This is a genomic window from Limosilactobacillus frumenti DSM 13145 (assembly GCF_001436045.1).
In the GTDB taxonomy this organism is placed as follows: Bacteria; Bacillota; Bacilli; order Lactobacillales; family Lactobacillaceae; genus Limosilactobacillus; species Limosilactobacillus frumenti.
The window spans coordinates 70,519-86,552 of record NZ_AZER01000013.1 but is presented as its reverse complement, the minus strand read 5'-3'; the positions used below and the strand labels follow the sequence as shown (position 1 = coordinate 86,552).

Here is a 16,034-nt window from a genome sequence, read left to right as displayed (position 1 = left end):
AAGTATAACACATATTCTCAAAACAGCCATTTAATTTTATATTAAGCCCGGAACCAATCTGGCAAATTAACGTTAATGAGCTGATTTTCTTGGTGTGGTAAAACGAGTAACGCTTGTCCCGTTGTCAGGTTCATTAGCTGCTCAAGTGAGAAGTGGTGACCATGAGCAAGGCTCGTCATTTCATCAGCACTCGCCAGGTGGTGGATCAACAAGTGCGCAAATTGGGATCGTAAGCGGGCGGGCAAATCCAATGGCGATTGCGTTGTTAAGGTCATAGATAGGTTAACTTTACGACCTTCACGAAGGACCTGGAAAATCCCATTATCGGCGAGTTGTTGTTCATCTGTTGGCAAATAACGGTGGGCTTCATCAATGACAATATTGACGGGGAAACTGGCTTTTCCTTGAAGTCGACTATTTAATAAATTCTTCAGCAACAGGGAGATAACTGTCCGTTGACTGCTTTCAAATTGCTTCAATGCCGACAAATCAATGACCAGCGTCCGGTGACTCGTCTGGTGGGTTAAAAACATTTTGATCACGAAGTTCAGTTCGGTCTTAAATACTCCCGGATGCGGATCCGGATCAAATAAGGCCCGGAAACGTTCAGAACTCAGCTCTGCTTGAATAGCAGTGATCGCGCCCCAGAGATGGTTAATGGTTGGTCGATCGTATTGTTGACCCAGGAGGTGATAATCAGCCCGGTCGTCTGAATAAGGGACAATAAATTCTTCAATCAATTGTTGTGCCAAATGAGCACTGGCAAAGCTCCGTGACCAGGACCCAAGTTTGGCTGCTTGTCGCTCATATTGGTCAATGGCAACCCCTAGTTTCCGGTAAACCGTTTTCTGTTGGGTAATATTTTCCTGAATACGGAGGGCCGTGACTGCCGAGCGCACCTTAGCAATTAACTCGTCATTTAGTGGCAAGTCAAGAGCCTCCTGTAGCTGGTCTGACGATAACTGCCCTGCTTCCAGGTAGGCATTGTCGCCTAAGCGATAGGTCACCGCGTTCGGCAACTGGGCATATTCACCCGTTGGATCAAAAATAATCGTCGTGTAGTTAGCCTTTTGCAACTGGTTTAACAGAGACAGGGTCGTGGTCGTCTTCCCACTCCCGGTTTGCCCCACAACCAGCAGATGACGTTTCACCAGGTCAGTTGCTTTACCCGACCATGGTTTGCCAGATGACATCGTCGCAAATGGTCCCATAGCAAGCACTCCTTTGTGTTAGTAAATCAATTATATAACTTTAGGATGTTATTAGCCTAAATCGGCTTGGACAAGTTGACGGCCCTCCTGAACAGCAAAGAGGCGTGAAGATTGGCGAGCCTGTTGGTGAGAGATTAAGACTTGACCCAGTTGGTCACGTGCCGTGCTGATCGGCGAACAGTCAACAGTTACCTGCCAATAAAAGGCTAGTTGGCGCAAAATGATTGCTTGCTGCGTCCGTGCTTTGGTCAAATTGAGCTGACGAATGGCTTTCCAATCATGGACAACAAAGCGACTTTTATGACGCCGTAAAGCATAATTCAGTGCATTTAGTTGCAGACGATGGAGGTGGTCATTGGTTAAGCCGGCTTGGGTTAATTGATATTCATACAGGGTCAATTGGCGATTCAAGCTACGCCAGTCTTCTGCAATAGCGGTCACGATTTGCTGAACTTCCTCCTTGCTGAGGCGGTGGCGGTGACCAGCACGAACTTCTTTTACCAGCGCCATCAGATCTCGATAATCGTTTGGGAAGAGTGGCAAGTTGACCTGCGAAAACAGGAGACACCGCTGATAAAATTGACTGGCTTCCCGATTAGCAAAGCCCCGGTGAGTTTGCACATAGTCAAACGCTTGGTGAGGAAAACGTTGTCCACGCGCATAAGCGATTAAGATAGCATCCCGATAAAGGTCAATTTCATTGATGCCCCGCTTAATCTCCTTGATTACTGTCTCCGGAATACTAGCATGCTGTTGAAAATGAGAAATTCCTAAAGCCAGGCGGTGTCCTGTTGACCGTGATCGGAGGATAAACTGATTTTTAAGCCGTCGTCCACAATCACAGTAGAGATTTTGCCCCCGGTGAGCATGGGCAAGATGGTACAGGGGATCAATCACAATGCCTTGAAACTCCCAGTCAGTGTCACGCAAATAGTGGTTAGTATGAAATTGGGAAAGCATCGCATAGCGGGTAAATTCATTTAGAGCTCGCACCTGATCTGCGGTTAATGACTTGATGATTTGCGTGCGTTGATGAGCTCGCAATGCTGTGATCTTTTCCATTGGAAGGCCCCCTTTCTGCGAAGAAATTAAAAAGTACGACACACGACTTTGTGTATCGTACTTTTGATAGTAATTATCAGGTTAGCACGCAGTTGCTAGTACGTCACGGCTAATACGCTTATTATGCCCGTGACTTGTATGAACCATCAGTAGTGTTGATGATCAGCTTGTCACCGTTCTTGATGAAGGCAGGAACGTTAACAACTAAACCAGTAGTCATCGTAGCTGGCTTACCACCACCATCGATGGTTGCACCCTTGATCATTGGTTGTGTGTCAGCAACTTCAAGTTCAACAGTGGTTGGCAATTCAATACCAACAATTTCACCGTCAACAAAGTTAACCGTAACCTTCATGTTTTCAACCAAGTACTTCTTGTCGTCACCTAATTGTTGAGAAGAAACTTCGTATTGGTCGTAGTTTTCCATATCCATGAATACGGCAGAGTCACCTTGGTCGTACAGGTATTGAGCTTGACGCTTGTCAACGTTAACTTGTTCAACCTTTTCAGATGGACGCATCGTGGTGTGGACAATGGAGCCAGTCCGCACATCTTGAATGTCCATTTGCATCAAAGTGTTACCCTTACCAGGCTTGTGGTGGTTAATTTGAAGAACCCGGAGCAGCTTGCCACCGCGTTCAAAAACCATACCTTTTTTCAGATCGATTGTTTGAATCATAAGAAAAACTCCCTTTATGTATTTTTGAACTACACCCACTTAAATGAGGATGACCCGGGACCAGCCTGATCCCGACTTCATGGTATCGTTCTACTGTTTTTCAACAGCATTCATACAACATTGTATCACATTCATAAAGACAGCAAAACCGCTAACTGAACTAGCCAGTTAGCGGTTCTTTATTTATGCAGCAGTAGTTCCAGCAATTTTAACCCGGTTAAGTAGTAATGATGATGTTACTACGGAAACTGAGCTGAAAGCCATGGCCAGGGCCGCAATTTCTGGACTAAGTTGTAATCCAAAAGAGACAAATAGGCCCGCTGCAATCGGAATTCCAATCAAGTTGTAAATCAAAGCCCAGAACAGGTTGAGCTTAATCCGATTAAAGGTCTTCTTAGAGATATCAAGGGCCCGAACAACACCGTTCAAGTCATTTTGTACCAAAACGATCGAGCCTGATTCGATTGCAATGTCCGTGCCTGAGCCCATTGCAATCCCTACATCAGCGGTCGTTAATGCTGGTGCATCGTTAATACCATCCCCGACAAAGGCCACTTTGCCGTCCTTTTGTAATGCTTGGACTTGTTCAGCCTTCTGGTTAGGCAGTACTCCTGCAATAACCTGATCGATGCCGACTTGTTTAGCAATCGCTTCAGCAACGCGTTGGTTGTCGCCAGTAAGCATCACCGTCTTTAAGCCACGTGCCTTTAAAGCACTAATTGCTGCAGCTGAGCTCGGTTTGGGAGCATCTTGAATAGCAATTAGGCCAATCACCTGTCCAGCATAGCCAACAATCACCACGGTCTTAGCAGCGGCCTGCAGGGTATGTAACTTTTGCTGTAGATCGCTTGGCAATTTAGATTCTGCAGCCAGACGTTCATTACCAACAAAGGCTCCTTCACCATTAACCTTTGCCATAACGCCACGTCCTTCAAGTGCTTGAAAATCAGTGGCGGATGGATAATCAACACTTTCTGCCTTAGCTTTTTGTAAAATGGCTGCCGCCAGTGGATGTTCAGACGAAGCTTCGAGGCTGGCTGCCACCTGTAATACTTGGGACTGGTTACCGACAATATCCGTGACCGCTGGTTGACCATTGGTAATGGTCCCTGTTTTATCAAAGATAATCGTTTTCACGTTTTCAATCTCTTCCAGTGCCGTACCGTCCTTGATCAACACACCCATTTTAGCGGCACGACCAGTACCAACCATCAAAGCCGTAGGGGTTGCCAGTCCCAATGCACATGGACAGGCAATCACGATAGTGGCTACGGCAAAGAGCATCGCTTGAACAGCGGTAGCCCCAAGAAAGGCAAACCAAATTGTGAAGGTCATGATCGCAATAATTAGTACGGCTGGCACAAAAATCTGCGAAATCCGGTCAGTCAAATTTTGAATGGGAGCGTGACTGGTCTGAGCCTTCTTAACCATTTCTACAATCTGTGCCAGCATGGTATCATTTCCAACCTTAGTTGCTCGGAACTCAATCGCCCCGTCACCATTAATGGTCGAGCCAACAACCTGGTCACCAGCGTGTTTTTGCACTGGCATGCTTTCACCAGTAATCATGGACTCATCCACCGTGGACTGACCGCTGGTAATAACCCCGTCAACCGGCACCTTTTGCCCTGGCTTAACTTGAACAATGTCACCAACTTGGACTTCTGCTAGTGGTGTTTCAACAAAGTGCCCATCACGTAATACCTGGGCTGACTTCACCTGTAACTTAAGTAGTTTCTGGAGCGCATTTGAAGCATTATCATGCATCCGTTCTTCCATCGTGTCGCCAAGTAAAACGAAAACGGTGATGAAAGCTGCACTTTCAAAGTAGACTGGTCGCCCAGTGACCATTGCAAAGAGGCTGTACAAGTAAGCAATACCAGTACCGATCGCGACTAGTGTATTCATATTTGCATTATGTTTCTTAAAGGCTGCCCACCCACTGGTCCAGTATGGCCAGGCACCGATAATCATGATAATCGTCGTCGTGACCAATGCCACCCAGTTATAGCCAGGCATCATCCAGTGAAAAGGCATTGCCAACATTTGGATTAGCATCGGAATTGTTAAAATAAAGACAATCCAGAAGCGATTAGTACTGTTAAGTTTCATTACTTAACGACCACCTTCCCGTGGAACATATCCATTCCACATGCAAAGTTGTATTCACCAGCTTTGTCGGTTGGAATATCAATTGTAGTGACTGGCTGCTTAGTAAGGTCCTTATTAACCCCTAATTTGTCAAATACCACATGGGACAAGCATGCTGTATGATCTTTCATATCAAAATGGAGTTGCGCTGGCACGCCCTTTTTCAAAATAACTGTTTCTGGGGAATAACCACCATTGACCACAACAGTTGCTGATTGGGAATTATTACTAACCGTAGCATCGCTGACTTCTTGCTGATGCTTGCCAAAGAACCACCATATAATCCCTGCAATCAAAACTACTGCAACGATAAGTGTAATTAATTGAGCCATAATCATTATCTCCTTTACTGTTTACATTTGTAATTTTAATTATATTGTACTCTATTGTTTACATTTGTCAACAATGATGCTAAATAAAAAGGATGGCGCCTTGAGAACGTCATCCTCTTATTTTTCTTATTAGTCGGAAACCTTAACGTATGATTTAATGACCTTTCGTTGGTCCATGTCCTTGTAGGCTTCGTCAATTTGGTCCAGCGTAAAGCTCTTCGTGAAGACCTTTCCCGGATTAATTTCACCGTCAAGAACGGCTTTTAACAAGGTTGCCTTGTCATAGGTCGTTACGGAAGCTGGGCCTCCGGCAACAATCGTGTTCTTGTAGAACGGCGTGGTCATATCCTGCTTTGGAGTATGTGGCAACCCAACACGGCCGACAATGGCACCAGGACGACCCACTTTCATTGCCGTATCGGTCGATTGTTCAGTCCCGACACATTCAAGAACCGCATCCGCACCTTGACCATGAGTTAAGTCCAAAATAGCCTTCCCAGCATCGTCACCACGAACAGCAACGTTATCCGTCGCGCCAAATTCTTCAGCTAGTGCTTGACGATCAGCATGCCGACTGGTGGAGATGATCTGCTTTGCGCCCATCATCTTAGCAGCGATAATTCCACAAAGGCCAACGGCACCGTCACCCATTACAACAACACTGTCGCCAGGCTGAACGTTAGCAACCCGAGCAGCGTGGTAACCAGTTGCCATAACATCAGCTAAGGTCAACAGGGACTTCAACATGCCTTCACTGTAGTCACCCGGTTGTCCAGGAATCTTAACCAGTGCCCATTGGCCGTGTTGGAAGCGGTAGTACTCGGCCTGGACACCATTACTAAAGTTGTCACTGTGATCTTGACAAGAGCCATCAAACCCTGCCCGGCAAGCCGCACAATGACCACAACCATGGGTAAATGGGGCAATTACAAAGTCACCAGGCTTAACGGTCGTAATGTCGTCACCAACTTGATCAACAATGGCAATAGCTTCGTGACCAGAGTTCTCTTCGCCACCCTTAAGCGGATTAATCCCCCGGAAGTTCCATAAGTCAGAGCCACAGACACAGGTCCGGACGATTCGTAAAATAACGTCATCTGGAGCTTGGATTGTTGGCTTGTCAACATTCTTTAGTTCCATTTGACCAACTTTTGCAAAAAAGGCTTTTTTCATCATTAAGCACTCCTTTCTCATACACTATAATTATATCGCTTTCATTTGCGACATTACTAATGCTTAGAGTTAATAGTCACCAATACTAAATTTGCATATTTCGCTTATAATGGATAGAGAAGTTATTTTCAGGAGGTCAATTATGAAAAAATGGCAACTGGTCACGTTGATCATGACCATCTTATTAGGAATCGGTATTTGCAGTAACCACCGTGTATGGGCGAAAAGCGGCTCGTCAGTAACAATGATTGGAGACTCAGTCACTCTGGGTGCCAAGCCAGCATTGGAAAAACAACTTCCTGGTATCAAAGTTGATGCTAAGGAAGGTCGCCAGGTTACCGATGCCAATGATATTGTTGATCAATTGAAGCAAAATGGTCAGTTAAAGAAGACTGTTGTGATCGGGCTTGGGACCAATGGCGCTTTTACTAAGGAAACTGGCCAAGATTTAATTAACCGCATTGGTAAACACCACCAGATCTACTGGGTCAATGTGTATGGTCAAGGGGTTGATTGGCAAGATAGTGCTGACCAAACCATCCGCCAATTAGCTAAGCACAACCGTAATGTTCATCTTATCAATTGGCACCAAGCAGCTGAGCACCACCATGACTGGTTCTACGATGACGGCATCCACCTAAACCCAACTGGACAAACTGCCTTTGCCAAACTAGTCAAACAAAATATTAAATAAGATAAAATCTCCGTAAGTCAAAATGATTTACGGAGATTTGTTTTATTTAACGTACTTACTATGTCCTTGGCGAACAATTCGTCGGACGCAACGGCGCATTTCCTTAATATCCAAAACGCCTTCAGCAAAGCCCTTACGGATTAATTCATCGGGTAAGTAAGGATCATATTTATCGAATGACGGTACTTCCTTGTCAAAGAGCAGGTCGAGCGGATCAAAGTCTGCGGCCGCCTCCTCCTTCAAAATCTCATAGAAGTGCTGTTCATCAACGTCCATCGAAAATTGCATATAGTATGGCCGAACTGAATTGAAGCCCCGGAGGCCCAAGCGTTTGGCACATTTCCGCCGGAGCAACCGTTCCAAGGCTAAGAACGAGTAAGTCCCGGTCCATGGAAAGAGGCACCACATCTTGCCCCCAAGATTGATCAATGGATGGTCGAGCATCCCCGATGACTGGGCAGCGGCTCGTGCTTCTTTTAACCGGGCGATCGCGTTCTTCATTAAGTACGGGTATGATTTATCTTCCTGCAAAACTTGTTGCATCCGTTCTAAGATCCGCGGATGGATATCACCAGGTACATCCCCAAAGTAAGCTGGCACACGGCCCTTAACTTCGTGACAGTATACCTGGTGGTGCTTATGGTCAACATCTTCAACCACCCAGACCCGGCCAGCAATCGCAATCTTATCACCAACCGGTGGCGGCTTGACGATGGTCCCAAGCTCTTCAGAACCAGAGTGAACACTGTATTCAACGTTTTCCTGAAAAACGGCGTAGAACTTGAAATTGTTAACGACCCGCTCACCAGCCAAGCCAACGATCAAGCCACCATTTTCGGTCCGTTCGATTTGGTCCGTCTTTAGCAAGTGACGTAAAAGGACCTTAAAGTCGTCTTGGCTAATGTCGTCAAAGTAAGACAATGTCAGAATCCGTGAGGCCAGCTCAGCAGGCGTCATTTCACCACCTGCGGCCAAAGTACTCATGGTTTGGTGATAGAGCAAGCTGTAAGGCAGGCGACCCGTCCGTGGCGGTTCCACAAAGCGTTCTTCCAAGTACAACTGGACCAGGGAAATGCCCTGAATCAATGACCAAGGAATCAGCTCCGGTAGCATCGCCCGCGACTCGGGGTGCTCTTCCCGCATTACAAACCACATTTCAGGTGGGTTACCCCGCCGACCAGTCCGCCCCATCCGCTGGAGAAATCCAGAGACAGTAAACGGCGCTTCAATTTGAAAGGCCCGTTCGAGGCGCCCAATATCGATTCCCAATTCCAGAGTAGCGGTAGCACAGGTCGTCATCATGACATTGTCATCACGCATGGCCTCTTCAGCCGTTTCACGAAAGGCGGTTGACAGGTTCCCGTGGTGGATCATGAAGCGATCAGGTTCATGGTTGGCCGCACAGTAAGAACGCAATGCCTGACAAACTGCTTCACACTCTTCACGACTGTTGGTAAATACCAAACACTTTTTACCGCGAGTATGTTCAAAAATATAGGCTAATCCCGGGTCTGCCATTGTCGGCGCCTTATCCGTTGCTTCTTCCAAAGCCGGTTGAGTGTTTTCATTACTATCGTCATCCTGACCAGCTTGGTGGGGATCCTGATAGAAATGCTCCATTGAGAGCCGCCAAACTTCATGGGTATCACCGGTCTTTGGTGTAACGGTCCCCTTCCCAGTGCCAGCGGCAAGAAAATTAGCGGCTGCTGTCGGGTCACCGATCGTGGCAGAGAGGCCAATCCGCCGGGGATGGCAACCTGCTAAACGGGCTAACCGTTCAATCAGGCAGAAGGTTTGCCCGCCGCGATCGCCCCGCAGCATTGAGTGAATTTCATCAATCACGATAAAGCGGAGATCGCCAAACAAGCTTGGAATATCCATGTGCTTATTCAGCATCAAAGATTCTAATGATTCGGGAGTGATCTGCAAAATACCAGACGGATGTCGTAATAATTTACGCTTTTGTGACTGGGCAACATCCCCATGCCAGCGCCAAACTTTGATTCCTGGTTCTGCACAAAGATCATTGAGCCGTTGGTATTGGTCGTTGATCAACGCCTTTAAGGGTGCAATGTAGAGTGCCCCAATTGACGATGGTGGCTCTTCGTCAAGCAGCGTCAGGATTGGGAAAAAGGCCGCCTCCGTCTTACCAGACGCGGTTGGCGCGGAAAGTAACACGTTTTGGTCGGTATTGAAAATGGCATCCCCAGCCGCTTGTTGGATTGCCCGTAGGTTCTGCCACCCCTGACGATAGATATAATCTTGCACAAAGGGCGCATACCGTGAAAAAACATCCACGTCATTCCCCTCCTTTCGGGTTAAATCGTAAATTCGGCAAAGCCGTCGTCTTTCTTATCAGAAACTGCTTCAGACTTGGTGTAGTTAAATTGGTCTGACTTCAGGAGTGTTTCAACATCAGTGTCTGGGTTCTGCCATAGGATATCGAGCAACTCGATGAAATCACGAATGACTTCCCGTGGTGTGATGTTCGAACTAGCACCAATCCGACCATATTCAATCTTAATAAAAGTAGCTAAGTCATCTTCGCTAATCGTTCTTTGGTAACCATATAGGCCAGCATGCATATTAGCTAATTTTTCGGTCAGCACCATCATTTCTTCGGCGGTTAGTGGTTCCAAATGAATGACAGGAGCAAACATGTCACGAGCTCCTTCACGGGAGAACTTCCCAGAAGATAACCGTGAACGGAGCGCTTCATATGAATATACTCCCCGTCGTTTATCTTCAATAGCTTGCGGAGTCCCACACATAATAATACCCAGATACTTAGCCTTTCCTTGCAAGGTGTCGTTATACATGGTCAAGATTTTTTCGTAATTGTACTGGCGACTAATGCTATTCGGAATCTTGTAGATGTTGACCAATTCATCAATCATGATCATCATCCCCTGGTAGCCCGCCTGACGGAAGAAGGAAGCAAACAATTTCAAGTATTCGTACCAATCATCATCAGAAATAATGATGTTAACGCCGAGCTCCTTTTTAGCATCCGTCTTGCGGTTATATTCACCACGGAACCATTTTGTAACCTTCGCCTTCGTCTCTTGGTCGTCAGTCACATAAGCGTGGTAGTACATATTCAATAAGTGAGCGAAGTCAAAGCCATGCACCAATTCACTCAAAGATGAGATGACCTTGTAAATTTTTTTATCCACTGCAGTTTCAAAGGCTGGATCATCAGGTTGCAGGCCCTGTTCAGATGCCACTTTGCTTTGTACTGAGTTGATCCACCGGTCCAGAATAAGGTTCAAGGCCCCACCTTCTGGCCGCGTCTTGGTAGAGAGGTTCTGAATAAGTTCTCGGTAGGTTGCTAGACCCTTACCATCGCCACCATGAAGACGGCGTTCTGGTGATAAGTCGCCATCAACCACAACGAATCCGCGATCCATGACATAATTCCGGATAGTCTGCAAAAGAAAACTCTTTCCAGACCCATAGCGACCTTCAATGAAGCGGAATGAAGCGCCACCTTCTGAAATAATATCGACGTCATGCAATAAGGCCGCAATCTCATTCTTCCGGCCAACCGTTACGTAAGGTAACCCAATTCGTGGTACAACACCACCCTTCAAAGAGTTAAGAACGGTTTGGGCGATTCGTTTAGGTACCCGTTTTTGCTTTGTTGGCATCATCAATCCTCCTCCGATAACAATTCTTTTACGTCTTCAACATAATCTTCAACCAACTGTGGCTGATCATGATCGTCAAATTCAATCACAGTATCGCCAATGTCATCAAACAATTTATCATTAATCCCATCGGCCAGCACAGAAACTAACCAGTGATGCTGTTTAGCGTAGGCGTGCCAATCATCCCCACGTAATAAGTGCGTTAACAGGTAACTTTCATCAGCCGTTAATCCCAGGTCATTATTCCCAGACACGTCATTGTCAGCTGGTGTTGCAGGTGCCGCATTACTTGCTGGCACGTCTTCAGGAACCGGCTGAGCCGAAGCTGACATAACTGGTTTTGCAGCTGGTTGGTCATCAGCAGCTTCTAATTGCCGTTCTTCATCTGTTAGCAGGCTTTCACGGGTAATAGAAGCGTCTGCCCGAATTTGATCCAGGTTTGACAAGTCAATTTTAATTTTCGGACGACGAGCCTCTTTCAGCTCGTGGTCAGCATTCACAATGGCTTGCTTAATAATTTTAACAAGCTGGTCATCAAGAGGTTTAGGAGTAAGTTTCCTGCCCAAACGGTAATACTGCCGCAGCAGGCGATCGATTTCGTGTAATAAGTTACCAACCCGTTTGCCCCGTTTGTTAACGGCAAGATAGTATTCATACGTCCAACGACCATTATGACAAGTAAAGCGGCGTTGAGCATCAATTTGGCAATCACAGTCAGTAATCTTGTGTGGGGAGTAAAAAACGGCATCCCCAAATGGCCGAAAGACGGCTGACGCATGCCAGCCGATAAAGTTCTTCACCACATCAAAGTCAGCATCTTCTATCAACATTTGCCAGGTTGAAGCCACTGCTTTCTCGAGTTTTGCCCGGTCCTGCTTATACAATGGACAGTGATCCAGATGGTATGAGCCAAAGTGACGCAATGCCTCGGTAACTTCATGATCATCATGTTGATCAGGTTGTAAAAGGACGTCCAACGCCTGATCATCTGCAATTTCATCTTTGAACTCATCCTGAACGAGCTGGGAATCCAACTGATAATAAATCACAAAGTCACGAATCCACTGCTGTAAATGCTTAGTAATCCGATCACTTAAATAGTCATTGGCGGCTTGACCAAACCACTTTAATTGCTGGTAACTTTCCTGCGGTGACTTCATTCCAATTAAATTCAACAGCTCATAAATATAAATAGTAAAAAAGGCCATGGGGGCCATCTGCATTTTGTGATGACGAACCTGAGTACGCCAGCAGAAATAGGTCTTTAACTGGAATGTGTTGAGATCATGGTAGGTAGCATAAAAACGATTAATAGAACCATGATAAGAACCACCAGTTGGTTCATAATCAGCCATGTATTGGCCCTGACGAAAGAAGTTTTTTGCCCGTCCCCTTAATGGCGATAGCGTGTAATCATACATTCGCTGCATTTTCAAGACACGACGATCTTGCTGATCATCAGGCTTGGCAAATGGGATGGGCCGCGTGGGCTTGGGAATGGCTGCATCATGATAAACAGTCTCTTGATGGACAGCGGGCACATGGATTAAATGCTCACTCGCTGGCCGGCGCTCTTTTAAAGAATCAGTGAACGCTCGTGAAAGCAAACGGTGGACGGTTGACTCATCAGGACTCAAATCCAAAATAACACCCACCCATTCATTTCCAGTCATCTGAACAGGAGCCGTAAAGCCTTCCTTTGCCATTAGTGAATGTTCTTCTTTGGCATAGCGAATATCCACAAAGGAAACTTTGCCTTCACCAGTCAAGCCAATTGCGGACCGCTCCTTTTCACCAAAGTAAGCGAACCAACGACCGTTAGTTGGTGATTTGAGGACACAGTCATCCCGAAAGCCAGCCCATTCGTAACTTGGCTGAACACCGAAATGGTGACGAGCATAATTTAGCAAGTCTGCACGGTCCATTGGCGACCCTCCTCAGTCAGAATATACGTTCGATCATTACTGTTCCATTATACTGGTTCCGGCACGCCGACACCAGTGTTAGAAACAAGAATAAACTATCCAGTAAGTGGACAGTCAATAAAAACAGGCCGGCAGTGCATCATGGCACCGACGACCTGGTGGATACTAATTAGTTTTCATTGGCAATCCGTTCAAAGTTAGATTCAACGTCCTTATTTACTGTCGGATGCGCACTCGGGTCACCGTCACGACTCTGATCTACAAGAACAATTGGCTTGCCATTGTGGAAGCAGAAGAAATAAGTGATCCGGTTCGGGAGTGGCGGCTCCGTCCCATTGTAGTTATAAATGGCAACGACATTGTATTCGTAGTTACCCTTACCACTAGGTGCCCAACCAATCAGGCCAGATTGACCATCAACTTGTTCCTTGCTCAGGTCAGCCGGATATGATAGCCCTGTGGAAACCTTCAATTCATCGGTCCCATTGTACTTCTCATAGGATTGATTCATTGTTGGCGCCCATTGGTTAATAAACTTGTCCAGCTGTTGCCCCTTCTTATTGTTCCATAACGACCCGTTGTTAGTTGCCTGCTGATCATTTCCGGACTGCTGATTATTATTAGCTGGTTTAGAAGCAGAATATTCGCTGTTATTGCTATTTGAGCTGCTACTTTGCTGTTGACCACAAGCGGTTAAAGCAAGTAATAATCCTGCTAATACACCACTAAGAATGATCCGTGTCTTTTTCACAAGTAATTCCTCCCCAATAAAAAAGTGCAAAGCCACCGTCTAGTGTGATTTTGCACTGTAATTAATGATTAGATGTTCGCCTGCAGCCGAGTTAAATGTGCTCGGATGAAGTTTCACCTGCAACTGAGTCGAAACATGCTCGCCAGGAGCTTGCTATAGCTAGCAACCTCCTTCCTAGGCGTAAGCCGCCTTCGTCAGGAGAAATTGCTAGCCTTCCGCAAGCTCTTTGCTGGCTCGCACTCTAATCAACTTTCTTCGCATTCTCCATTGCCTTCATGATTGAAGGATTCTTGGAGTGACAATCCTTGATCATTTGAATGTCTTCTTCACTCAATTCAACTTGATACTTAGCCATTTTGTTCCCCTCGCTTTGCAAAATAATTACCTTAACTATACCATTTTCCCGGCTTTTCGCAATCCTTAAAATTTTCTTTGATCGATCAGTATTTACCACTGTAATTAACATATTCATGATAAAATTTGACTACTTAAAACACGGTTAAAAGTGAGGTGCCAATATGCTTGAACGTTATATACTCACAACTACTGGACCCCAAGCGACGACATCACCATTGATCGAAGCTAATTTGATTATGTTGGTAAAACCATCAGTGGATGAGATCAGTCAGGTTTGCGATACCTTCGATCTTGAAAAATTAACCTTTAAGTTTCACTCATCACCAGAAGAAGTCTCTCGTTTTCATACCACAACAAGTACTGTCATGAACAATCCCCAGTTATTAGTCGTCTACGACTTTGTACCTGAATTGGCAACAATTGAACAACAACTGACTCCCGTGATTATTGTATTTGATAGTCAGCGTGCCATTATCTGTACAGATAACCGTGCCATCAAGGCCAACGACTTTCCGGCTAATAATGTTACTAGCTTTATCATTGCCTACCTCGATCAGTGCCAGGATAATCTATCAACGGCTCTAATGAGTTACAAGCCAGAAATTGACAAGCTTGATAAAGTAGCACGGACGACAATCAATAATGCATGCTTACGTAAATTAACGGATTTAACTCGCCACATTGTTTTCTTTTACCACACAATGAATGACCAGGGTGAAACATTAGACGCCTTTCTCAAATCACCCACCATTGCAGACATTTCTCAAGAAAGTCGGCTCAATATTCAAATTCAACAACGTCGGCTCAACAAAGCAATTCACATTTTTCGTGACTTACTTGATTCCATTGGTAGTTTATTTACCGCCATGATGGATTCTAATCTAAACAACTTGATGAAATTTTTAGATTCAGCAGGAATTGTCATCGCTGTGGCGGCGTTGATAAGTGGTTTTATGGGAATGAACGTCGGCGGACTACCCTGGAAGAGTGCTGGTTATGGGTTTGCCATGATCATCGGCTTAACGGCCATCGTCACAATTATCTTAGCCCTGTACCTACGTAAAAAGAAATACCTCAAATGAAAGATGCCTAGCGGCCACTGGATGAGCCACTAGGCATTATTTTTTAGTAATCAAACAATTCAGTTGACAGGTACCGATCTCCGCCGTCTGGTGAGACAGTCACAACCTTCTTACCCTTGCCAAGCTTCTTTGCAATTTCAATGGCACCCTTGATATTGGCACCAGCAGAGATACCAACTAGGATTCCTTCCTCATGCGCCACTTGACGCGCCATTGCAATGGCATCATCACTCTTAATTTCAACAATGCCGTCATAAACGTCTTGGTCGAGGACCTTTGGGATAAAGCCAGCACTGATTCCTTGAATCTTGTGCTTGCCACCCTTACCTTCCTTCAAGACTGGTGATTCAGCCGGCTCCAATGCATAAACCTTCGTTGCGGCATTGGCCTTCTTCAAGGCATGACCAATGCCCGTTAAGGTACCACCAGTACCAACACCAGCTACAAAGGCATCGGGTAAGTGGTCACTAAATGCGTCCACAATTTCCTTACCAGTCGTGGCTTCGTGAATTGCTGGGTTAGCAGGATTGTCGAATTGCATTGGCATGAAGTAGCCCTTGTCTTTGACTAACTCTTCCGCCTTCGCAATGGCACCCTTCATGCCATCAGCACCAGGTGTCAGGACTAATTCAGCCCCATAACCTTGCATTAACTTCCGCCGTTCAACACTCATTGTTTCCGGCATCGTAATGACCAGGTGGTAACCCTTAGCAGCCGCCACCATTGCCAGCCCGACACCGGTATTACCGGAAGTTGGTTCGACGATCGTTCCGCCAGCAGTCAACTTACCATCCTTCTCAGCTTGTTCAACCATTGCTAGGGCAATCCGGTCCTTGATTGAACCAGCGGGGTTAAAGAATTCTAGCTTAACATAGACATCCGCAGCATCTGCTGGGACAACATGGTTCAACTTAACGATTGGGGTGTGGCCAATCAAATCAGTAATGGAATCAACAATCTTAGTCAT

General features: G+C 45.9%; 13 protein-coding genes. 2 read left to right on the top strand and 11 right to left on the bottom strand.

Annotated features, from left to right (window positions below):
* Nucleotides 1-41: 41 nt before the first annotated feature.
* The 6 genes from FD27_RS02545 to FD27_RS02520 all read right to left on the bottom strand — a co-directional run bounded on the left by FD27_RS02545 (nt 42) and on the right by FD27_RS02520 (nt 6,608).
* Nucleotides 42-1,211, bottom strand: coding sequence for an ATP-binding protein (locus tag FD27_RS02545; RefSeq protein WP_083482672.1), 1,170 nt, complete (start codon nt 1,209-1,211; stop codon nt 42-44).
* A gap of 51 nt (nt 1,212-1,262) precedes the next feature.
* Nucleotides 1,263-2,273 carry a hypothetical protein gene (locus FD27_RS02540; RefSeq protein ID WP_057749063.1) on the bottom strand — a complete coding sequence of 337 codons (1,011 nt, stop codon included), beginning with the start codon at nt 2,271-2,273 and terminating at the stop codon, nt 1,263-1,265.
* Between the two features lie 121 nt (nt 2,274-2,394).
* A complete protein-coding gene (efp, locus tag FD27_RS02535; protein ID WP_057749060.1) occupies nt 2,395-2,952 on the bottom strand; it encodes an elongation factor P in 558 nt (185 codons plus the stop codon).
* A 183-nt stretch (nt 2,953-3,135) separates the two neighbouring features.
* Complete coding sequence (locus FD27_RS02530; RefSeq protein WP_057749057.1) at nt 3,136-5,064, bottom strand: copper-translocating P-type ATPase; 1,929 nt, start codon at nt 5,062-5,064, stop codon at nt 3,136-3,138.
* Complete coding sequence (locus tag FD27_RS02525) at nt 5,064-5,441, bottom strand: cupredoxin domain-containing protein (protein WP_057749054.1); 378 nt, start codon at nt 5,439-5,441, stop codon at nt 5,064-5,066. The genes FD27_RS02530 and FD27_RS02525 overlap by 1 nt, the downstream gene beginning before the upstream one ends.
* Before the next feature lie 123 nt (nt 5,442-5,564).
* A complete protein-coding gene (locus FD27_RS02520) occupies nt 5,565-6,608 on the bottom strand; it encodes a zinc-binding dehydrogenase (RefSeq protein WP_057749051.1) in 1,044 nt (347 codons plus the stop codon).
* 142 nt (nt 6,609-6,750) lie between these two features.
* Here FD27_RS02520 and FD27_RS02515 point away from each other — a divergent pair, with 142 nt between their 5' ends.
* Nucleotides 6,751-7,302: an SGNH/GDSL hydrolase family protein gene (locus tag FD27_RS02515; RefSeq protein WP_057749047.1), complete on the top strand. Its 552-nt coding sequence runs from the start codon at nt 6,751-6,753 to the stop codon at nt 7,300-7,302.
* A 42-nt stretch (nt 7,303-7,344) separates the two neighbouring features.
* On the opposite strand, the gene FD27_RS02510 is transcribed toward FD27_RS02515, so the two are convergent.
* The 4 genes from FD27_RS02510 to FD27_RS02495 all read right to left on the bottom strand — a co-directional run bounded on the left by FD27_RS02510 (nt 7,345) and on the right by FD27_RS02495 (nt 13,628).
* Nucleotides 7,345-9,600 carry a DEAD/DEAH box helicase gene (locus FD27_RS02510; RefSeq protein ID WP_057749044.1) on the bottom strand — a complete coding sequence of 752 codons (2,256 nt, stop codon included), beginning with the start codon at nt 9,598-9,600 and terminating at the stop codon, nt 7,345-7,347.
* Nucleotides 9,601-9,620: 20 nt separating this feature from the next.
* The gene (locus FD27_RS02505; protein ID WP_057749040.1) at nt 9,621-10,952 is read right to left on the bottom strand and encodes an ATP-binding protein; all 1,332 of its coding nucleotides are present in this window, start codon (nt 10,950-10,952) and stop codon (nt 9,621-9,623) included.
* A 2-nt stretch (nt 10,953-10,954) separates the two neighbouring features.
* Nucleotides 10,955-12,877 carry a TerB N-terminal domain-containing protein gene (locus FD27_RS02500; protein ID WP_057749036.1) on the bottom strand — a complete coding sequence of 641 codons (1,923 nt, stop codon included), beginning with the start codon at nt 12,875-12,877 and terminating at the stop codon, nt 10,955-10,957.
* Between the two features lie 169 nt (nt 12,878-13,046).
* The gene (locus FD27_RS02495; protein WP_057749033.1) at nt 13,047-13,628 is read right to left on the bottom strand and encodes a DUF4767 domain-containing protein; all 582 of its coding nucleotides are present in this window, start codon (nt 13,626-13,628) and stop codon (nt 13,047-13,049) included.
* 518 nt (nt 13,629-14,146) lie between these two features.
* Here FD27_RS02495 and FD27_RS02490 point away from each other — a divergent pair.
* Nucleotides 14,147-15,067: a magnesium transporter CorA family protein gene (locus FD27_RS02490; RefSeq protein WP_057749030.1), complete on the top strand. Its 921-nt coding sequence runs from the start codon at nt 14,147-14,149 to the stop codon at nt 15,065-15,067.
* A 43-nt stretch (nt 15,068-15,110) separates the two neighbouring features.
* Here FD27_RS02490 and cysK read toward each other — a convergent pair whose 3' ends face one another.
* Nucleotides 15,111-16,034 (bottom strand): cysteine synthase A, encoded by a 924-nt coding sequence (gene cysK, locus FD27_RS02485; protein WP_057749027.1) that lies wholly within the window; start codon nt 16,032-16,034, stop codon nt 15,111-15,113.